General features: G+C 68.3%; 21 protein-coding genes and 1 pseudogene. 2 read left to right on the top strand and 20 right to left on the bottom strand.

Features of this window, described 5'->3' with window-relative positions:
- Nucleotides 1-10 precede the first annotated feature (10 nt).
- The 5 genes and pseudogenes from AT701_RS05280 to AT701_RS05260 form a co-directional block, all read right to left on the bottom strand.
- Nucleotides 11-1,157: pseudogene (locus tag AT701_RS05280) on the bottom strand (LLM class flavin-dependent oxidoreductase).
- 64 nt (nt 1,158-1,221) lie between these two features.
- On the bottom strand, nt 1,222-1,407 hold the full coding sequence (locus AT701_RS05275) for a DUF7327 family protein (RefSeq protein ID WP_228025506.1): 186 nt from the start codon (nt 1,405-1,407) through the stop codon (nt 1,222-1,224).
- A 362-nt stretch (nt 1,408-1,769) separates the two neighbouring features.
- Nucleotides 1,770-2,735, bottom strand: a complete 966-nt coding sequence (locus AT701_RS05270; protein WP_011727412.1) for an o-succinylbenzoate synthase — start codon at nt 2,733-2,735, stop codon at nt 1,770-1,772.
- Between the two features lie 20 nt (nt 2,736-2,755).
- Complete coding sequence (locus AT701_RS05265) at nt 2,756-4,366, bottom strand: amidohydrolase (protein WP_011727411.1); 1,611 nt, start codon at nt 4,364-4,366, stop codon at nt 2,756-2,758.
- A 9-nt stretch (nt 4,367-4,375) separates the two neighbouring features.
- Complete coding sequence (locus AT701_RS05260) at nt 4,376-5,533, bottom strand: PA2928 family protein (RefSeq protein WP_223495352.1); 1,158 nt, start codon at nt 5,531-5,533, stop codon at nt 4,376-4,378.
- 138 nt (nt 5,534-5,671) lie between these two features.
- Between AT701_RS05260 and AT701_RS05255 the strand changes: the two genes are divergently transcribed.
- A complete protein-coding gene (locus AT701_RS05255) occupies nt 5,672-6,124 on the top strand; it encodes a YciI family protein (RefSeq protein WP_011727409.1) in 453 nt (150 codons plus the stop codon).
- A 55-nt stretch (nt 6,125-6,179) separates the two neighbouring features.
- Here AT701_RS05255 and AT701_RS35030 read toward each other — a convergent pair whose 3' ends face one another.
- A complete protein-coding gene (locus AT701_RS35030) occupies nt 6,180-6,404 on the bottom strand; it encodes a hypothetical protein (RefSeq protein ID WP_036462913.1) in 225 nt (74 codons plus the stop codon).
- Between the two features lie 143 nt (nt 6,405-6,547).
- On the opposite strand from AT701_RS35030, the gene fadD8 reads away from it, so the two are divergent.
- Entirely contained in the window at nt 6,548-8,167 is a 1,620-nt protein-coding gene (gene fadD8 / locus AT701_RS05245; protein ID WP_011727407.1) for a fatty-acid--CoA ligase FadD8, read from the top strand.
- 70 nt (nt 8,168-8,237) lie between these two features.
- Here fadD8 and AT701_RS05240 read toward each other — a convergent pair whose 3' ends face one another.
- The 14 genes from AT701_RS05240 to AT701_RS05175 are packed head-to-tail and all read right to left on the bottom strand — an operon-like array spanning nt 8,238 to nt 20,489.
- A complete protein-coding gene (locus AT701_RS05240; RefSeq protein ID WP_011727406.1) occupies nt 8,238-8,921 on the bottom strand; it encodes a glycosyltransferase family 2 protein in 684 nt (227 codons plus the stop codon).
- Nucleotides 8,922-8,950: 29 nt separating this feature from the next.
- Nucleotides 8,951-9,766, bottom strand: coding sequence for an urease accessory protein UreD (locus AT701_RS05235; protein ID WP_011727405.1), 816 nt, complete (start codon nt 9,764-9,766; stop codon nt 8,951-8,953).
- Complete coding sequence (ureG, locus tag AT701_RS05230) at nt 9,763-10,380, bottom strand: urease accessory protein UreG (RefSeq protein WP_011727404.1); 618 nt, start codon at nt 10,378-10,380, stop codon at nt 9,763-9,765. Before ureG ends, AT701_RS05235 begins: the two co-directional genes overlap by 4 nt.
- Nucleotides 10,377-12,083 carry an urease subunit alpha gene (gene ureC / locus AT701_RS05225; protein ID WP_058125317.1) on the bottom strand — a complete coding sequence of 569 codons (1,707 nt, stop codon included), beginning with the start codon at nt 12,081-12,083 and terminating at the stop codon, nt 10,377-10,379. The genes ureG and ureC overlap by 4 nt, the downstream gene beginning before the upstream one ends.
- A 1-nt stretch (nt 12,084) precedes the next feature.
- Nucleotides 12,085-12,741, bottom strand: a complete 657-nt coding sequence (gene ureB / locus AT701_RS05220) for an urease subunit beta (protein WP_058125316.1) — start codon at nt 12,739-12,741, stop codon at nt 12,085-12,087.
- Nucleotides 12,742-12,751: 10 nt separating this feature from the next.
- A complete protein-coding gene (locus tag AT701_RS05215) occupies nt 12,752-13,414 on the bottom strand; it encodes an urease accessory protein UreF (RefSeq protein WP_058125315.1) in 663 nt (220 codons plus the stop codon).
- The gene (ureE, locus tag AT701_RS05210; protein WP_058125314.1) at nt 13,411-13,869 is read right to left on the bottom strand and encodes an urease accessory protein UreE; all 459 of its coding nucleotides are present in this window, start codon (nt 13,867-13,869) and stop codon (nt 13,411-13,413) included. The genes AT701_RS05215 and ureE overlap by 4 nt, the downstream gene beginning before the upstream one ends.
- A 1-nt stretch (nt 13,870) precedes the next feature.
- The gene (locus AT701_RS05205) at nt 13,871-15,277 is read right to left on the bottom strand and encodes an amidase (protein WP_058125313.1); all 1,407 of its coding nucleotides are present in this window, start codon (nt 15,275-15,277) and stop codon (nt 13,871-13,873) included.
- A 37-nt stretch (nt 15,278-15,314) separates the two neighbouring features.
- Nucleotides 15,315-15,506 (bottom strand): hypothetical protein, encoded by a 192-nt coding sequence (locus AT701_RS05200; RefSeq protein ID WP_003892456.1) that lies wholly within the window; start codon nt 15,504-15,506, stop codon nt 15,315-15,317.
- Between the two features lie 14 nt (nt 15,507-15,520).
- The gene (locus AT701_RS05195; protein ID WP_058125312.1) at nt 15,521-16,921 is read right to left on the bottom strand and encodes an amidase; all 1,401 of its coding nucleotides are present in this window, start codon (nt 16,919-16,921) and stop codon (nt 15,521-15,523) included.
- A complete protein-coding gene (locus tag AT701_RS05190; protein WP_058125311.1) occupies nt 16,918-17,730 on the bottom strand; it encodes an ABC transporter ATP-binding protein in 813 nt (270 codons plus the stop codon). The genes AT701_RS05195 and AT701_RS05190 overlap by 4 nt, the downstream gene beginning before the upstream one ends.
- Complete coding sequence (locus AT701_RS05185) at nt 17,720-18,598, bottom strand: ABC transporter ATP-binding protein (RefSeq protein ID WP_058125310.1); 879 nt, start codon at nt 18,596-18,598, stop codon at nt 17,720-17,722. The genes AT701_RS05190 and AT701_RS05185 overlap by 11 nt, the downstream gene beginning before the upstream one ends.
- The gene (locus AT701_RS05180) at nt 18,598-19,533 is read right to left on the bottom strand and encodes an ABC transporter permease (protein WP_003892452.1); all 936 of its coding nucleotides are present in this window, start codon (nt 19,531-19,533) and stop codon (nt 18,598-18,600) included. The genes AT701_RS05185 and AT701_RS05180 overlap by 1 nt, the downstream gene beginning before the upstream one ends.
- Complete coding sequence (locus tag AT701_RS05175) at nt 19,530-20,489, bottom strand: ABC transporter permease (RefSeq protein WP_011727399.1); 960 nt, start codon at nt 20,487-20,489, stop codon at nt 19,530-19,532. The genes AT701_RS05180 and AT701_RS05175 overlap by 4 nt, the downstream gene beginning before the upstream one ends.
- Between the last annotated feature and the right edge of the window lie 10 nt (nt 20,490-20,499).

The following is a 20,499-nucleotide window of genomic DNA, read 5'->3' as shown; positions in this document are numbered from 1 at the left end:
ATCAGGACATTCAGAGTTTCTTGAGTTTGCGCAGCGCTTTCAGGAACGGTCCGCTTGCCGCGAGACCCTTGCGCAGGCTGGTCTGCAACGGGGTGATGTTCGCGAGCACCGCGTACCGCACACCGCAATCCCGCCGTTCGGCCACCTGGTCGACGATGTCGTCGGAAGTCCCTGTCACCAGGACCTCTTTCAGAAGTGACACCGGTACGCGCGCCGCATGCTCCAGCGCAGTCTGTTCGTCGAACTGCTGCGGCAGGATGTCCTGGGCGCCGGAGAATCCCTCTCCCAGTGGATGCTGTGTGCCATGGCGCACAAAGTGCTCGTCGGCGATCGACAGTCCGAACGACCGGACCAACGGGGACTCGAGAGCCGCGTCGACCTCGTCGCGGGTGCGCCCCGTGACCACGAAGAGTTCCACGGCCGGAAGGATGTCGCCGGGATCGCGACCGGCGTTCGACGCCGCATCGCGTATCAGATCGAGACGCTGTTTGTAATCGGCCGGGCGGTGCGGGAAGGCCGGGAAGTAGGCGTCGGCATAGCGGCCCACCACGCGCAGCATCCGTGGTCCGTGCGCCGCGATCCAGATCTGAGGCCACGTGCCGCGGTACGGCGGTAGATCGAAGAGCGCGTTGCGCAGCGGGAAGAACGGCGAATCACGGTTCACCAACTCGCCTTTGGAATCCCACAGCGCGCGGATGGGTGGCCATCGCCTCCTCGAACCGGGCCACCGGCTTGGACCAGTCGACACCGTAGGGTTCGTTGCCCTCGCGTTCACCGGTGCCGATCCCGAGGATCGCGCGCCCTTTCGTCAGCAGGTGAAGCGTCGCCGCGGCCTGCGCCGTGACCGCCGGATTGCGTCGTCCGCTGTCGGTGACGCCGATGCCCAGTCGCAGACGCGCGACTCGGTTGCGGGCCGCGAGGTGTCCGAGCATCGTCCACGGCTCCATGACCGCGTCGATGGACGGCGCGAGTTTCGCTGCGCCGGAGTTCTTTGGGTTCCACAAGGTGCGCGGGAAGAGGCTGTTCAGGTGATCAGGAACCCAGAACGAGTCGACTCCGGCAGCCACTGCGGACAGATAGTTCGATCGGGTGAACGCGTCCGCGGTGGGACGGGAGACGACCACCCCGTCGCTGACCCCGACGCGAAATCCACTCATTGTGTGAGTGTGCTCCGCGCCGGGGCAGGTCAATAGAGTAGGCGTCTACCCGAATGGGTTTGCCTTACAGGACGTCGATGTTGGGCTCGTCACCCAGCGGGTTCTTGGCGTCCGAGCATTCCGATGAATGACCGTTCGCGAAGGCCGGGTTGGTGAAGCACAGAACATCGTGGGCGGGGTTGGCGGCGGCGGTCGGGGCGAAGGCGACAGCTGCTGCGGCCGTCAGTGCGGCGGCTACCAGTCGTGACATTGCCATCGCTCTTCCTTTGTCGGGTGGGTCCCCTCGAAGTCTGCGGGGTGGATCGGGCCCGAGGTGCCCTGTGGTCCACCGATTTCCGTCATACGTGCAGTCTCTGACCGCGTCCGCAAGCCCGGCGACCGTAGTGCACTACTTAGATTTCGGGGCGCGTTCGCGTGCGTAACGCCACGGCGGAAATTCGGGCGTTTTTTCGCCCTGGTGTTACAAACGGCGGAAAGCCAACACGGCAGGAAGGGGCGGAGCCCGTCAAGACCTCGCGTGCGTAACGCCACGGCGGAGAATCGGGCATTTTTCCGCCCTGGCGTTACAAACGGCGGAACCGTGGCGCGGTACTGGGATCCGAAGCGTGCCCGTCAGATCAGGGCGTGGCAGGCACACACCCGGTCGATCCACCATTGCCGACGCGGTTCGGGTGCGGCGAGCGCAGCCAAGCGGGCCGGATCGGGCACCGCGGGTTCGACGGCCAGGCACCCGTCGACCGGAACGCGGGGTTCTGCGACGTCGTCGACGAACAGTCCGCCGGTGCCCAGCCCGCACGCGTGCCGCAGTTCGGGTAGCGCGGCCGCGGCGAGCAGGCCACGGCCTATGCCCACCGATGAATCGAGTGCGCTCGACACCACGATCGGGATGTCGATCTGTGCGGCGATGTCGAGCATGCGCGCCACACCACCGAGTGGCGCGACCTTGAGCACCGCGATGTCGGCCGCATGCGCGCGGACCACCCGCAGGGGATCCTCGGCCTTGCGGATCGATTCGTCGGCCGCGATCGGCACGTCGACCCGGGCGCGCAGTGCGGCGAGCTCTTCGACTGTGGCGCAGGGCTGTTCGAGATATTCGAGCTCGCCGTCGGCGGTCAGCGCGGCAGCCGCTTCGACGGCGTCGTCCACGCTCCACCCGCCGTTGGCGTCGACACGCACGACGGGCACCGACTCGCGCACGGCGTTGACCCGCGCGACGTCGTCGGCCAGGCTCTGGCCGGGTTCGGCGACCTTGACCTTGGCGGTGCGCGCACCGGGGAACCGCGCGAGCACCTCGGGTACGCGTTCGGCGGACACGGCGGGCACCGTGGCATTGATCGGCACGCGGTCGCGGAGGGCGGCGGGTGCGGGGCGATACGCGGCTTCCAGTGCCGAGGACAGCCAGGCCGCGGCCTCAGGCGGCTCGTATTCGACGAACGCCCCGAACTCGCCCCAGCCTGCGGGCCCGTCGATCAGTGCGAGTTCGCGCACGGTGATGCCGCGGAACCTGACCCGCATGGGCAGGGCCACCACATGCAGGCGTTCCAGGATGTCGTCGAGTGCCGGAACGCCGTTGGTCACGGGTCAATCATGCACCGTGGTCAGCCGAGCGCCGGATACACCTGCCGGCCGGCCAGGAACGTGGCCTGCACGTCGAGATCGGCGATGCGGGCGGGTTCGGTGGCGCGCGGGTCGGCGGACAGCACCACGAGATCGGCGTACTTGCCGACCTCGAGTGAGCCGATGACGTCGTCGGAGAACAGCTGCCATGCCGCGTCGATGGTCTGCGCACGGATCGCCTGCTCGACGGTGATGCGCTGCTCGGGTGCCAGCACGCGGCCGCTGGGTGCGGTGCGGGTCGCAGCGACCGCGATGTTGCGCAGCGGTTCCTCGGGTGTGACGGGTGGGTCGTTGTGCAGTGAGACGCGCATGCCGGTGGCGACGGCCGAGCCGACGGGCATCCAGCGCTCGCCGCGTTCCGCACCGAACAGGCCGTCGACGATGATGTCGCCCCAGTAATGGATCTGGTCGACAAACAGGCTGCACGTGACCCCGAGATCGTGGGCCCGCTGCAACTGCTCGGGCGTGATCGCCCCGACGTGTTCGAGGCGCAGACGGTGATCGTCGCGCGGCCAGCGTCGCAACGCCTTCTCGTACACGTCGAGGATGGTGTCGACGCCGGCGTCGCCGTGCACGTGGCACGCCATCTGCCAGCCCTGCGGGTAGTACGTGTCGACGATCTCGGCGAGCTGCTCAGGGGTGTAGTTGGCGTGTCCGCACGAGCCGGGGACGACGCCGATGGTCCGGGTCGCGTCGGTGTCCAGGTACGGGAAGGTGAGGTCGATGTTGCCGATCCACGGTGACCCGTCGACCCAGATCTTGATGCCGACCTGGCGCACCACGTCGTCGCCCTCGAACGGTTGCGCATCGGTGTGCAGTGCTGCGGTGGACATCTCGTAGGTGCGCAACCGGACGGTCAGGTGATCGTGCAGATTCGCCAGCAGCGGGCGGAACATCGGGTCGAACGCCATCTCCGAACACGTCGTGAGCCCGGCACGGTTGAGGCGGGCGCACTCGGCGCGCAGCATGGCCGGGTAATCGGCGACCGAGATCGCGCCGCCCAGCAGGGTGAACACGGCCGCGCTTTCCTCGGCCGTGCCGTCGAGGTCGCCGTTGGCGTCCCGACCGTACTTGGCGCCCTTGGGATCCGGCGTGTCACGCGTGAGTCCCGCCGCGCGTGCGGCCGCGGAGTTGAAGAACGCCTTGTGCCCGGAGTTGTGCAGGATCACCAACGGGTGTTCGGGTGCGATGCCGTCGAGCCACGCCAGTGTCGGCTCCGGCAGGCCGGTTTGCAGCAACGGATCCCAGCCGTTCAGATATGCGCCTGCCGCACCGCGTTTGGCAACCTCGGCGTGGATGGCGTCGACGACGGCGTCGGCCGTGCCGAGGGTGACCGGCCGGATGTCGACGATGCGGTCGGACACCGCGACGGCCTCCATCAACGGATGACCGTGCGCCTCGACGAACCCCGGTGCCACACAGGAATTTCCGAGCTCTCGCACGTCGGTGTCGGGGCCTACCCACTGCGCCACGTCGGCGCGGTCGCCGACGGCGACGATCTGCCCGCCCGACACCGCGAGCGCCTCGGCCGTGGGCCGGGCGGGGTCCACCGTCATGACGGTGCCGTAAAAAACGAGATCGGCTGCAGGCATGCCGGGATGTTAAGGCGTGGCGACCGAAGTGCGTGGCCGTCCCCAGAAATCCGTGTCGCCCACCGTGGTGATCGTGGTTCTGCCGTCGGCGCGGAAGATGATCAGTCGGTCGTCGTCCAGCCCGGAATCCTCCGCGGCGCCGATCACGACGATGCGCTCTTTCGGCGCGGCCGTGGCCCGCACGTATCCGCCGAAGTCGTCGACCGTGGCCAGGACGTCGCCGGTGTCGAGGTCGTACAGCCGAAGTTCCTCGGCGCCGGGTTGACCACTGCGGTCGCCGTACACCAGCGCCACCCCGTCGGCGACACCGAGCAGCGCGGCCGACGAGTGGTGCCTGGTCCGGTCGAGGCGCTCACGGCGTTGTTCAGGAGAGGCAAGAGGCGCCGGCGTGCGGACGATTTCGTAGGCGATCTGCGCCCGCTCGAGATCGGTGATGTTGGCGACGATGTTGCCGTCGCGCATCAGTTGCGCCCTCTCGGTGTTGTACGGCCTGGCGAACGTGAAGGTGCTGCCGTCGGGCAGGGTCGCGGTGCGTGGCATGCCGGCCGGGTCCACGTTGCTGGTGGAGAACGTCGGCCCCAGGATCACCGACCACTCGTCGAGCAGGGCGTCGCGCCAGTCGGCGGCGACCGCGTCGGGAACGTTGTGCGCCCGAATCGAACCCAACGGGATCTGCATCACCGCCCCGGAGCGGGTCAGCGCCACCACGGCATCGAGGCGCGGGTCGACCTCGTAGGCCGCGTACGCCTCGGCATAGTCGGCGCCGAGCCCGTCGATGCGGTCGCGGTCGGCGATTATCTCACCGGTCTCGGTGTCCACGATGGACAATCCGAAGTCGGTGGCCACGTACGCCTTGCCGTCGGCCACGGCGAGCACTCCGCGCGCCGCTCGGGAGTGACCGTGCAACTTGTTGTCCCACAACAGTTCCCCGGTGTCCAGGGAGTAGGCGGCCACACGCTCCTGCCATTGGTCGTCGCGGCCGAACGGTACCGGGATCTGCCCACCCACGCGTTCATAGGCGACCAGGACCGCGTCGTGGCCGCGCACCGCGGTGTAGGCGACGACGGGACTTGCGCTCACCATGGGCGAGTTCATCACGCGTGACCCCACGAACATGCCTGCGAGGGTTCCGATGACGACGACCGCCAACGCCAGCGCACGTTTCATGATCGACATGCTGCGGGTGAGATCTAAGGCGTCTCTGATCCCCGCATGAGAAACCGCATGAGAACTGCGATGAGAAATGCGCGCGGGCCGAGTCGATCCTGTGAGACCTCACACGCTCTGACGAAGGGAACCCGAACAATGTCGCGCTACATGATGATCATGCGGTCCACCCCCGAGGCCGAGGCCGCCCTGGCCGAACAGGACATCGACTTCGACGAGATCATCGCCGAAATGGGCCGCTACAACGAAGAACTCATCAAGGCCGGGGTGATGGTGGCCGGTGAGGGCCTGACCGACCCGGAGGAGGGTTTCGTCGTCGACTTCGGCACCGACGACCCCACGGTCACCGACGGCCCCTACCCCACCGCGCGTTTCGACGGGTTCTGGATCATCGACGTGCCGTCCAAGGACGAGGCCAAGAAGTGGGCGGCGAAGTGCCCGCTGGGCACCGGCGTGACACTGGAGGTGCGGCGTATCGCCGACGTCGAGGAGTTCCCGCAGGACAACGAGTGGGTTCAGCGTGAGATCCAGTGGCGCGTCGAACTGGCGGAGAAAGCGGCCGCCGACGCGCGGGCGGTCGCGGCACGTTGAACGTTTGTGGGCGGCTCCCCGGCGGACCCCTCAACCGCCGGGAAGCCCCCACCCGTCATGGGTGGCACGGGTCGTTGGTCACGGCGATGACGCCGCCCGGGTGCACGACGGTGTCGTGCGTTCCGGTGGTGATCGGCTGCGCGCACGCCGTCGCGCCGTGGGTCCACGAGGTGTCCTGGACCGCCAGTGTCAACGCGGCGGACACCAGCGCGCCGAACACCGCGCACAGTGCCGCGTCGTAGAGGGTGATCGCCGGATACCGGCGGTCGGTGGTCGCCATGTTCGTGCCTCCTTGTTCATGTGTGACGTTAGGGAGGTCGACCAGGGGTGACATGCGTAGCGGACTACCTGCTTTGTGCGCCTCGGCCCGAGTTCAGGGGGATCGACTGCACCATTTCTGGAACACGTTCTAGTCTGGACTGCATGACCCAGGTGAAAAGCTCCTCGCCCGATCTGCTGCGTCACCCCACTCACTCCGGCCACCTGACCGTGGCAGCGCTCAAACGCAACCGGGACAAGCCGGTGCTGTTCCTCGGCGACACCACGCTGACCGGCGGTGAACTCGCCGACCGCATCAGCCAGTACATCCAGGCGTTCGAGGCGCTCGGTGCGGGTTCCGGCGAGGGCGTCGGCCTGCTGTCGCTGAACCGGCCCGAGGTGCTGATGATCATCGGAGCGGGGCAGACGCAGGGTTACCGGCGCACGGCGCTGCACCCGCTGGGTTCCCTCGACGACCACGCCTACGTGCTGTCCGACGCCGAGGTCACGACGCTGATCATCGACCCGACGCCCGCGTTCGTCGAGCGCGCGCTGGGACTGCTGGAGAAGGTCCCGACGCTGCGCCAGATCCTGACCATCGGGCCCGTGCCCGAGGCGCTGGCCGGGGTGGCCACCGATCTGAACGCCGAGGCCGCCAAGTACCCGGCGAAGCCGCTCGTCGCGGCCGAGTTGCCGCCCGACCACATCGGCGGGCTCACCTACACCGGCGGAACCACTGGTAAGCCCAAGGGCGTGATGGGCACGGTGCGGTCGATCACCACCATGACGACGATCCAGCTGGCCGAATGGGAGTGGCCCGAGAACCCCCGCTTCCTGATGTGCACGCCGCTGTCGCACGCCGGTGCGGCGTTCTTCGTGCCGACGATCGTCAAGGGCGGCGAGATGATCGTGCTGCCCAAGTTCGATCCTGGCGAGGTACTGCGCGTCATCGAAGAACGTCGCATCACCGCGACCATGCTGGTGCCGTCGATGCTCTACGCGCTGCTGGACCACCCCGACTCCCACACGCGCGACCTGTCGTCGCTGGAGACCGTGTACTACGGCGCCTCGGCGATGAACCCCGTGCGGCTGGCCGAGGCGCTCAAGCGGTTCGGCCCGATCTTCGCGCAGTACTACGGCCAGTCCGAGGCCCCGATGGTGATCTCGTACCTGGGCAAGAAGGACCACGACGAGAAGCGGCTCACCTCGTGCGGGCGGCCCACCATGTTCGCGCGCACGGCGCTGCTCGACCCCGAGGGAAACCCCGTCCCGCAGGGCGAGGTCGGCGAGATCTGCGTGTCCGGCCCGCTGCTGGCCGGCGGGTACTGGAAGCTGCCCGACGCGACGGCCGAGACGTTCAAGGACGGCTGGCTGCACACCGGCGACATGGCCCGCGAGGACGAGGACGGCTACTGGTTCATCGTCGACCGGGTCAAGGACATGATCGTCACCGGCGGCTTCAACGTGTTCCCGCGTGAGGTGGAAGACGTTGTCGCCGAACATCCCTCGGTCGCGCAGGTGTGCGTGATCGGCACGCCCGACGAGAAGTGGGGCGAGGCCGTCACCGCGGTGGTCGTGCTGCGTCCCGACGCCGACCGCAGCGAGGAGGGCATCGAGCGGTTGACCGCCGAGATCCAGGCGTCGGTGAAGGAACGCAAGGGTTCGGTGCAGTCACCCAAGCAGGTGATCGTCGTCGACTCGGTGCCCGTGACCGCGCTGGGCAAGCCCGACAAGAAGGCCGTGCGGGCCCAGTTCTGGGAGGGTGCCGCGCGCGCGGTCGGCTGATCGGGCGCGGCAGACGGGCAGTACCCCGCACCCCTCGTCGCGGGGTACCTCCGTCCGCTCGCGCAGGAGATCAGGCCGGGGCGCCGAGTTCGGCAGGCACCGGGGTGCGGGCGAGTTCGCGCAGGTAGTCGGCGAAGCCGTCGGGCGCGCGGCCCGACCGGCGGGCCGAGGTCTCCACCGACAGGTCGCCGTCGCGGTGCACGTGCAGGCCGTGTGACTCGAAGCGGTCGGCGAGTTCGGCGTCCTCACCGGTCTTCAGCCCGCGGAAGCCACCGACCGACCAGTACGCGTCGGCACGAAATCCCATGTTGGCGCCGTGCACGTGGTCGTTGCTCTCGCTGAAATCCTGGCCGCCCGGCACGTGGACGCCACCGAGCACCATGTCGGCGTCGACCTCGACGGCCGTCGTCGTCATCTCGACGAGCCAGTCGGCGGGCACCGCCGTATCGGCGTCGGACGTCGCGTACCAGGTCCTCACGGTGTCCGGGCGCAGCGAGCGGGCATACGCGAATCCCGCGGCGCGCGCGGCACCCACATTGCCCGCGTCGACCGACACGAAGTGGACATCGGAGCCGAAGTCGCCGGCGAGCGCCTCGCTGCCGTCGGTGCAGGCGTCGAGAACCACGACGATCTGCACGGGTACGGGCACGCACATCGCGGCGGTGACCATCGCACGAAGCGACATCGGCAGGTGGGCGCGCTCGTTGTGCGCGGGGATGACGACGGCGATCTGATCGACTTGGCTCTCAAGCATGCGTGCTTAGTAACCCGTGCGCGACGTTTTCACACCTGACTCCGCCGAAACGGCATTCCGTCAGTAAAAGTGCGAGTGGACGCCCGCTGGAATGCCGTTTCGGCGGAGAGCAGGCGAAGGTAGGTGCGCAGGGTTCCGCCGTCCGCGGCGGCGATGCGTACGGCGCAGCCGGCGCCGTTGGGCAGTTCGGTGACCGCGGTGTAGACGCCGGGTGGATCGGTCGGGCCCTCATGGTGGCCCCCGGTGAAGCCCGCCCCGACGAAGTAGACCGTGCCGAACGCGGTGAAGCGGCCCGTCACGGGTGGGGCGTCCAAGACCTGTGCGTCCATCGCCAGCAGTGCGCCGCCGGGCGAGCGGACGGTGACGGTGGATTCGATGCTGCCGAAGGTCGCCGCGTCGAGGTCGGGGTGCAGCACCACGGCGTCGACGACGACGGCGCAGCCGCGGTGTGCGACGCACACCTCGGTGCGCTGGCGATGACGGGCGTGGGCGGTGAGGATGCGTGGCGCGGGATCGAACCGCAGCCAACTGTGGGCGTCGACGTACAACTCGGTCTCCTCGGCCGACGCGTCACCGCCGGGAACACCGCTGATCAGCGTGGCCCCCTGCCCGTTGACCGCGGCCCGCCCGCCGTCGACCACCTCGATGCGCTGGCGGATCACGTCGCCGGGGATGACGGTGCCCGCCGCGTTCTGCAGGGTGAGCGTGCCGAGGCCGGGGTCCTGCGGGTCGGCGAAGACGCGGCCGATCACGAACGGCCACCGATGACGGCGCCGGGTCAGCACCGTGTGGGCGCCGGCGCGGGCGAACCGCAGATCGGCCGCCGTGCGTTCGGCGAGCTTCACACGAACAGCACTTCGCGCTCGAGCACGTCCATCAACTCGTCGATGCCGTGCCCGTTGCGGGCGCTGATCGCAACAACCGTTCTGCCGCTGCGGACTTCGTCGGCCTCGCGGCGCATCAGGTCGAGATCGACGCCGACGTGCGGTGCGAGGTCGACCTTGTTGATCACCAGCAGGTCGCAGCGCAGCACGCCGGGTCCGCGTTTGCGTGGGATGTCGTCTCCGCCTGCGACGTCGATCACGAAGAGCCAGTAGTCCACCAGGTCCCGCGAGAACGTCGACGCCAGGTTGTCGCCGCCGGATTCCAGCAGGATCATCTCGGTGTCGGGGAATTCGGCTTCGAGCGCGTCGGCCGCGGCCATGTTGAGCGACGGATCCTCACGGATCACGGTGTGCGGGCATCCCCCGGCCTCGACCGCACGTACGCGCCGCGGATCGATCAGTCCCGAACGACGGACCCGTTCGGCGTCCTCGGTGGTGACGAGGTCGTTGGTGATCACCGACACGCTGCGACCCCGCCGCGCGAAACCGGCGAGCAGCGCCTCGACCAGCGCGGTCTTGCCCGAGCCCACCGGACCGCCGATACCGATGCGTGCTGCCTTGAGTGCGGTGGTCATCGCAGCAGGAACTTCCGCGAAAACGGCACGCTGACAGCGGGTTCGGCGGTGAGCAGTACCCCGTCGGCCCGCACGTCGAAGGTGCGCGGATCGACCTCGACGTGCGGCAGGGCGTCGTTGCGCACCATGTCCTTCTTGCGCAGCGAGCGCACCGACTTGATGGGCAGTACATGCTTGCGCAGCCCGAGGCGTTCGGGCACCCCGGCGTCGATGGCGAGCGAGGACATGAACACGAATCCGCCGTCGGCGGCCGCGTCGCCCAAGGCGGCCCAGTTGGGGCGCTGGATGATCGGTTCGGACGACGAGATCGACCCGGCCGCGTCGCCGAGCGCGGCCCACGCGATGTAGCCGTTCTTGAGCACCACCTGTGGTTTGACGCCGAAGAACGCGGGTTTCCAGATCACCAGGTCGGCGACCTTGCCCACCTCGACCGAACCGATGTGATCGTCGGCGCCGACCGAGATGGCCGGGTTGATGGTCAGTTTCGCGATGTAGCGCTTGACGCGTTCGTTGTCGGCCGCGGCGGTCTTCTCCTCCGGCAGGCGCCCGACACGCTGTTTCATCACCGCGGCCAATTGCCAGCAGTTGGCGATGTTCTCGGCGACTCGCCCCATGCCCTGGGTGTCGCTGCCGAAGATCGAGATGGCACCCATGTCGTGCAGGAGATCCTCGGCCACCATGGTCTGCGGGCGGATCCGCGCCTCGGCGAACGCGATGTCCTCGGGCGACTCCCAGTTCATCAGGTGCGCCGCCATGGTCATCGGCACACCTTCGTCGAGACCGCCCAACGTGTACGGGTTGGTGGGGTTGGTGGTGCCCGGGATGACGTTGTCGAAGCTCACGCACCGGATCAGGTCGGGTGCGTGCCCGCCGCCCGCACCCTCGACGTGATAGAGGTGGATGGTCCGGTCGCCGATCGTCAACATGGTGATCTCGGAGAACCCGAACTCGTTGATCGAATCGGTGTGCAGATGCACCGCGAAATCTGCGGAATCCGCGGCCTGCAACGTCTTGTCGATGATGTCGGGCGAGGCGCCGAAGTCCTCGTGGATCTTGACCGCGCCCGCGCCTGCGGCCACCATCTCCAGCACCGCGGCCGGATCCGACGAACCCCGCCCGAACGGCACGTAGTTCATGGGCGTGTAGTCACCGGCCTTGAGGAACATGCCGAGGTTGCGCGGGCCGCCGGTCGCGACCTCGAACGACGGGCCCAGTGAACCGCCGATGAGCGTGGTGGTGCCCGTCGACAACGCGTGTTCGGTCTGCTGCGGCGAGATCAGGTGCGCGTGCGTCTCGATGGCACCCGCCGTGACGATCATGCCCTCGGCCGGGATCGGCGTGGTGGCGCTGCCGACGACCATGCTTTCGGTGACCCCCGGCATGGTGTCCGGGTTGCCCGCCTTGCCGATGCCGACGATGCGCCCGTCGCGGATACCGATGTCGCACTTGATGATCCCGGCGACAGCGTCGATCACGACGGCGTTCATGATGACGTAGTCGAGCGCGCCGTCGGACGGTTTGGACGATGGCCGGTACCCCTCGCCGTCGCGCACGGATTTTCCTGCACCGCTGAGCAACTCGTAACCCGGCACGGTGTGGTCGTACTCGACCTCGACGAACAGATCCGAATCGGCGAGCCGGATCCGGTCACCCTTGGTGGGCCCGAACATGCGCGCATACGAGCGGCGGTCGATGGTCGTCACGTCAGGCGCCTTTCTGCTCGGCGAGTTGGTCGGCACCGTCGAGCGGGCCGTTGACCAGCCCGGAGAAGCCCTGGATCACGCGCTCACCGCCCATCGGGACAAGGCTGACCTGGACCGGGATGCCGGGTTCGAACCGGACACCGCCGCCCGAGGCGATGTCGAGCTTGTACCCCCATGCCGCGCGACGGTCGAACTCCAGCGCGGGGTTGGTCTCGTAGAAATGGGATTGACTGCGCACCTGGATGTCCCGGTCACCGCGGTTGACCACGGTGAGCGTGATGCGCTCGACGCCAGGGAACAGCTCGACGGGTTGGTCACCGACGATGATCTCCCCCGGCCGGATGTCGTCCTCGGCCCGGGTGATCGGGTCGATCAGCGCGACGAGCTTGGTGCCGTCGGGGAACGGGGCGTCGATCATCACCATGCGCACCAGGTCGGGCACACCGGGCTCACAGTCCTTGGCCTGCAGCAGGTTCGCGGCCATGTCGACCACCTCGTCGTACGCCAGGTTCTTGCGCGCGGCCAGCATGACCTCGTCGGTGAGCAGCGCGACGGCCTCGGGATGGCTCAGCAGAACCCCCTCGCGCAGATTGCGTCGCGCCATCTCGGCGGCGGTGAACACCGTGAGGCGTTCGAGTTCGGTGGGCGTGAGGTTCACATGATCTCCTTCAACTGGCGAACAGCCGCACGCCATCACGGCGGCGCTGCGCGGCGATGTCGGCGTAGGCGGTGAAAGTGGCGGGCACTGCGGGTGGTTCGCGGTCGAGCACATCCAGCATCGGCGCCGTGAGGTCGCCCAGGATGCGTTGCGCACCCAGGTGTCCGCAGATCCCCAGGCGCAGGGCAGCGCTGGTGATGCCCGATACCACCTGCCACGCCGCGACGGCCTCGGCGGTCGGCAGCGTCAGCCCGGCCGCGCGGAAGCTCAGCGCCTGCGCGATCGGGAGGTGTCCCGGGGCGTCGCCGGCGAGCACCCGGGTGCGATAGCGGGTCAGGTGGTCGGCGGTCGTGATCGCGGCGAACGTCGACAGCGTCGCGGCGCCCGCACGTCGGGACGCCTCACGCAGCACGGACATGGTGGTGACCGCCTCGGCGAGCGCGTCGACGTCGCCGGGATCGTCGTGCGTCCACGCCATGCGCAGCAGCACGCGGTCGCCGCGGTGCCACCGGCCGCACAACTGTTCGGCGGTGAACACGGCGACGTCGCGTTCGTCGTGTACCAGACCGTCGCGGTGCGCGCCCTCCAGACCCGACGAGAACGCGAATCCTCCCGAGGGAAAGGCGCTGTCGCCGAACCGCATCGCCGCGATCAGCTGGCCCGGATCGGTCATGTGATCTGGACCCGGCCGCTCGCCAGCAGGTCGGCGATGCGCGCGGTGTAGTCGTCGCGCGGGGCCTCCAGACGCACCACGAGGGTGTCGTCGTGCTGATCGACCTTCCAGTGCAGGTGCCCCGCGAGGAACCCGAGACGCAGGGCCGCCGCGGTGTCGACGGCGCGCAGCGTCAGCGTCTGCGGTGCGCCTGCGCGCACGACCACCGCACGATCGTCGTCGAGGAGCAGCACCGCGCCGTCGGCGAGCGTGACGTCGCGCGACAGTGCGATCGCGTACTCGGTGCCGGCGTCCGATGTCAAGCGCAGACGCTTGCGGTCCAGGTCGTGCGCATCGAGGTGCACGTACTCAACGGCGTGGCGGTGGCGCAGCTCGTGCAACCGGCCTGCGATCGGCTGATCGGTGCTCCAGCCGACGATGGTGTCGAGGATCCGCAGGCCGGTGCCGAGCGCCATGTCAGCCCACCTTCTCCAGGACCGGCGCGATCCGGCCGACCGTATCGGTGTTCTGCTCCAAGGCGTAGCCGAACGTCAGGATCTCGGGCTCGGCGAACGGCTTGCCCAGGATCTGCACGCCCAGCGGCAGGCCGTCGGCCGTGAACGCCGCGGGTACCGAGAGCGACGGCAGTCCCGTGACGTTGGCCGGCGCCGACAGCCGCACATACGCGGCGGTCGCGGCCTCGACGGTGCCGTCCTCCCATCGCACGAACGGGTCGGAGCGCAGGGTCGCGGGCGCGACGACGGTGGGGGCCAGCAGCACGTCGATGCCCGTGAACATCTCGTTCCACGCGGCCTGGATCAGGGTGCGCAGACGCATCGCGTTGACGTAGTCGACCGCGGGTTCGGCGGCACCGACCTCGAGCAGCGTGCGGACCTCGTCGGTGAACTTTTCGGGCGAATTGCGCAGGTAGTCCATGTGATACGCGGTCGCCTCGGGCATCATGATCGCCCATTCGGTCGGCACGATGTGCTCGGCCATCGGGATCTCGACCTCGACCAGTTGGGCGCCGAGTTTCTCGAAGGTGGCCGCGGCCGCCTTCGCTGCCTCGGCGGCCTCGGGGGCGACCCGGTCGGTGTAGTAGTTGACCGGGATGCCGATCTTTTTCCCCGCCACACCGGCGTCGATACCCGAAACCATGTCGGGCACGGGCACGTTGGCCGTCCCGGGATCGCGGCGGTCATATCCCGACATGGCCTGCATCACCAGGGCCGCGTCGGTCACGTTGCGGCTCAGCGGGCCCACATGGTCCAGGGACCACGACAGCGAGGCGACACCGACGCGCGACGCGCGCCCGTACGTCGGCTTGAGGCCCACGGTGCCGCACAGCGCGGCAGGGATGCGGATGGATCCGCCTGTATCGCTACCGAGTGCGACGTGCACGACGCCCGCGGCGACCGCGGCACCCGAACCGCCGCTCGATCCGCCCGGGGTGCGGTCCGGCGCCCACGGGTTGCCGGTGGTGGGCGTTGTTGCACCGTAGGCGAATTCGTGTGTATGGGTCTTGCCGACCAGGATCATGCCCGCGTCGTACAGCTTGGCCACCGAAACACAGTCGGCGTCGGGGACGTGGTCGGCGCGCTGCGCCGAGCTCGACGTGGTCCTGATACCCGCGGTGTCGTAGAGATCCTTGACGCCCAGCGGAATTCCGTGCAGCGGACCGCGGTACTTGCCGTCGGCGATCTCTTTTTCGGCGGCCTTGGCCTGCTCGAGGGCGAGTTCGGGCGTGGTGGTGACGAACGCGGTCAGGAGCGGTTCGACCTCCTCCAGGCGCGCGAGCGACGACTCGGCGACCTCGACCGGTGAGACCTCCTTGGTGCGGATCTTCTCGGCGACCTCGATCAGTGGCAGTTCGTAGAGTTCCATCCGGATGTTCCTTTCAGCTCTGCAGATTCGGGTGCCGTCAGTCCCAGTGCGCCTTGAAACCCAGTGCCGGGACGGTCTCCCCCAGCCCGGGTGTGGAGGCCTTGCGGATCAGGGCCAGTGTCTCGGCATACGTGGTGTGGTTCTCCGCGAGCCGCTCGGCGGGCACGGGCAGGCCCGCGAACTCGAACGCCGCGGAAATCTGTTCCTGCGATGGCATGAAATCGGACATGGTTCTCCTCGCTCTCAGAGGTTGGGGGTGAAGTCGACGAAACCGGCGATCCGCTCGAAGGCCCGGCCTGCGCCGAGCACCGTCGCGTCCGCCCCCGGCCGGCCCATCAACTGTAGGCCGATCGGCAGTCCGTCACTGCCGAAACCGGCAGGCACGGTCAGTGCGGGCATCCCGGTCACATTCGCCGGGACGGTCAGTGCGTTGACCCCGTCGAGCACTCCGACGGTGCGTCCGCCGAGATCGACGTGTGTCGACCCGTACGGCGGCGCGGTCATCGCGATGGTGGGTGAGATCAACAGATCCGGACCGGAGTCGAACAGGGCGTTCATCCCGGCGATCACCGCACATCGGGCACGACGGGCCTCGAGGTATTCCACACCGGTGTAGGAGGCGCCGAGGCGCAGCGCGTCCCGCACCTCTGGGCTGAATTTCTCGGGTGCCATACCGATCTGCGCGGCGTGCCATGCCGCGGCCTCGACACCGCACACCACGTCGACGACGCGGGGGCACAGGTCGACGTCGGTGAACGTCACCGAGGTGATGGTGGCGCCGCCGCGTTCGAGGGTGTGGATGGCCTCCTCGAACGCCGCGGCGACGTCGGGGGTGAGCCGGTCGCAGAAATATGGTTCGGCGACGCCGATGGTGAGACCTGCCAAACCCCGGTCGAATTCGGCCCGGAAATCGGGCACGGGCGCCGACGAGCTGTACGGGTCGGCCGGGTCGTGCCCGGCGATGACCTCGAGCAGGGCGACGGTGTCGTCGACCGTGCGCCCCAGCGGCCCGGTGTGGTCGAGCGTGGAACTCAGTGCGCTGACACCGCTGCGGCTCACCAGACCGAACGTCGGTTTGTGGCCCGTGACGCCGCACAATGCGGCCGGGATGCGGATCGAACCGCCGGTGTCGGTGCCCAGACCGGCCGCGACCACGCCTGCCGCGATGGCCGCGCCGGTGCCTCCGCTGGAACCGCCGGGGATGCGGTCCAGCGACCACGGGTTGCGCGTCGGCGGCGTGGTGACGCCGTAGGCGTACTCGTGCGTGGTGGCCTTGCCGAGGATGATGGCGCCCGCGTCGCGCAGCCGCCGGACGGCATCGGCGTCGCGCAGTGCGGGATGCTCTGGGGCACCGCGGGATCCGTTTCCGGTGCGGTAGCCGGCCACGTCGTAGATGTCCTTGACGGCGACCGGGATGCCCCACAGCGGGCCGGCCTGCGGCGCGCTCTCCTGCGCCACCGCGAGTGCTTCGTCGGCGAACACCGCCGCGAACGCCTGGATCTTGTCCTCGACGTGGGAGATGCGCGCCAACGCGCGGCGCACCAGGCCGACCGGGGTGATCTCGCCGCGGTCGAGTTGGGCCCGCACCTGGGGGATGGTCTGCCGGACGGTGTCGGTGGCCCGTTCGAGTGCCGAGTCGGTCATATCGCGGTCTCCAATTCCGGTTCGAGCACGGCGTCGACGAGCTTGCGGGTGATCTCGGTTCCGGGTTCGGTGAGCAACCGGTCCACCGGGCCGGATTCGACGAGCCTGCCGTGGTCGAGCACCCCGGCGTGCTCACACATGTGCTCGACGAGTGCCAGGTTGTGGGTGATCAACAGCATCGTGAGTTTGCGTTCGAGCTGAAGGTCCTTGAGCAGGTTGAGGATCTGCGCCTGCACCGAGACGTCGAGCGCGGCCGTCGGCTCGTCGAGCACGATGAAGTCCGGGTCGGTGATCAGCGCGCGGGCGATACCGAGTCGCTGGCGCTGACCTCCCGAGAACTCGTGGATGTAACGGTCGTAGTGCGAGGGCAGCATGCCGACGCGCTCGAGCAGCTCGAGGGTCTTCTTGCGGGCCTCTTCCGGTGTCGCGAGACGGAACAGCTTGAGCGGATAGGAGATCTGCGCCCCGACGCTGCGACGCGGGTTGAAGGCCGACCCGGAGTCCTGGAAGACGATCTGGATGTGGCGGCGGTAGCGCCGCATCGCGAGATCGGACAGGCCCACCAGTTCGTTGCCCTCGAACGTGATCGATCCGGACGTCGGCGTCTCCAGGCCCAGCACCATGCGGCCCGTCGTGGTCTTGCCCGACCCGGATTCGCCGATCAGCCCGAACGTCTCGCCGCGCTGGATGTCGAAGCTCACGCCGTCGACCGCGGTGAACTCGCTGCGCTTGCCGTCCTCACCGCGGACCGTGAACACCTTGGTGAGGCCGGTGACCGAGATGAGCGGTTCAAAGATTTCACGCGACATTGGCGGCCTCCTTGGTGGTGTCGCCGTGGAACTCGAACAACCGCCGGTCCGCGCGCGGGATGGCGCGCGTGGTGGCATCGAGGTGCAGCCGCGGCACGGCCCGCATGAGTCCCTGGGTGTAGGGGTGTTGCGGGTTGTTGAGAACCTGATCGGCGGTACCGGACTCCAGCACGTCGCCGCGGCGCATGACCGTGACGTCGGTGCACACGTGTGCGACGACTCCGAAATCGTGTGTGACCAACAGGATCGACGTACCCAGTTCCTTGTTGATGTCCAGCAGCAGGTCGAGGATCTGCTTCTGCACGGTCGCGTCGAGCGCGGTGGTGGGCTCGTCGGCGAGCAGCAGTTCGGGCCGGCACGACAGCGCGATCGCGATCACGACGCGCTGACGCTGCCCGCCCGACAACTCGTGGGGGTAGGACTTCATGCGGCGCTTGGGATCCGGCAGCGCCACGAGTTCGAGTGCCTCCAGCGCCTTGGCCCGCGCGGTGGACTTGTCGACGCCCTGGTGCAACCGGATCACCTCGACGAGCTGTGCACCTATGGTGAACGACGGGTCGAGCGCCGACAGCGCGTTCTGCGAGACCATCCCGATGTGTGAGCCGCGGATGGCGCGCATCTGTTTCTCGGTCTTGTCCAGCAGGTTCTCGCCCCGGAACAGGATCTCTCCGTTGGTGATCCGGGCCCGGCCGGCCAACAGGCGCAGCACCGCCAGCGACGTGACGGATTTCCCGGAGCCGGATTCGCCGACCAGGCCGAGGATTCCGCCTTCGCGCACACAGATGTCGGCGTTCTTGACCGCGTGGACCACGCCGTTGTCGGTGTGGAAGTCCACGGACAGGTTCTTGACGTCAAGGGCGTGTGTCATCAGTTGGTCTGCTTCCGTGGGTCGAGGGCGTCGCGGATGCCGTCGCCGACGAGGTTGAACGCCAGCGAGACGACGAGGATGAGCAGGCCGGGAATGGTCGCGACGTGGTAGATGCCCTCCAGCAGGACGTTCTTGCCGTCGGCGGTCATGATGCCCCAGTCCGGTGTGGGCGGGATGACGCCGACGCCCAGGAAGCTCAGACCCGAGGCCACCACGATCATCAGGCCGCACAACGTGGTCGAGTACACGAGCAGCTGTACGACGACGTTGGGCATGAGTTCGCGGAACATCAGCAGCAGCGGGTTGGCGCCGTAGGCGCGTGCGGCCTCGATGTAGTCCTTGCTCGCCTCGGACACCGTCGCGGTGTAGGCGACACGGGCCATGTAGGGGATGAGCGTGATGCCGATCGCGAGCATCACGTTGCCGAGCCCCGCGCCGAGCACGGCCGACAGCGCGATGGCCAGCAGCACCAGCGGGAACGCGAACAGCACGTCGAGGATGCGCATGAGCACCTCACCTGCGCGGCTGCGCCGGTATCCCGCGAACAGGCCGATCATCAGCGCCAGCGGGAACACCACGAACACCGGCACCACCGCGGTCATGAGCGAGTTGCGCCCGCCGTAGAGCAGCCGGGTCCAGATGTCACGTCCCTGCCCGTCGAGGCCCAGCAGGTGGCCTTCGGTGCCGATGCCTGCGAGCCGGTCCACCGGGTCACCCGCGGTGGGGCTGTAGGGCGTGAGCAACGGCGCGAAAACCGCCGCGAGCGTCACGATCACCAGCACGACGAGCGACACCACGGCCATCCGGTCGCGGCTGAACGCCCGGACGGCCAGGCGCCACTGCGGTTTCGGGGTGTCGGTGTCGACCTGGACGGGTCCGCCGGCCGAGGATCTGCGGACCCACGGGAACGTGCGTCCCGCGACCAGTGTGCTCATGCTCCGACCTTCCTTCTCGTACGCGGATCCAGCAGTCCGACCGCACCGTCGGCGAGCAGGTTGATGATCACGAACGCCAGCGCGATGAACAGCACACCGGCCTGCACCACCGGGATGTCACGCTGGGTGATCGACGTGTAGAGCTGCTGGCCGAGACCTGGCCAGCCGAAGACGACCTCGACGAACACCACACCGCCGAGCAGGTACCCGACCTGCAGGCCGATGATGTTGACGATGGGCGGCAACGCGTTTCGCAGGGCGTGGCGCCACAGCACCGAGTTCGTCGACAGGCCCGAGGCGCGCAGCGTGCGGATGTAGTCCTGCTGCAGGATGTCGATCATCACGCTGCGTGTCATCCGCGCGATCACCGCGAGCGGCACGAGCGCCGCGGCGATCGCGGGAAGCACAAGGTGCGCCAGCAGATCCGTGAATCCACCGGGGAAACGCGGGTTGTACATACCCGAGGTGGGCAGCCAGCCCAGCGTGACGGCGAACGCACCGATCAGCAGCAGGCCGAACCAGTACACCGGCACGCTCGCGCCGGCCAGCGAGACCATCATCGAGACGCGGTCGAAAATGCTGTACTGCTTGTGCGCCGCGATGACGCCGAGCGGGACGGCGACCACGATGCACAGGATCAGTGCGGCGACCGTGAGGATGATCGTGTTGGCGAACCGCGGCAGCATGATGTCGGCGACCGGGGCGTTGACGGTCAGCGACCGGCCCAGATCGCCGCGCACGAGGCCGCCGAGGTAGTCGAAGAACTGGATCGGCAGTGCGCGGTCGAGGCCCAACTCGGTGCGCAGGGCGGCGACCGCCTCGGCCGTTGCCCCGGAACCGAGGATGGTGACGGCTGGGTCACCGGGCACCAGCTGCAGCAGCAGGAACACGATGAGGCTGACCCCGAACAGGACGAGAAGTGTTGACAGTAAACGATTTCTGATGGTTGCGGTCATCGGTTGAGCC

Source organism: Mycolicibacterium smegmatis, assembly GCF_001457595.1.
GTDB classification, from domain to species: Bacteria; Actinomycetota; Actinomycetes; order Mycobacteriales; family Mycobacteriaceae; genus Mycobacterium; species Mycobacterium smegmatis.
Note: the sequence above shows the minus strand (reverse complement) of the source record. Positions and strands in the feature narration are given on the sequence as shown.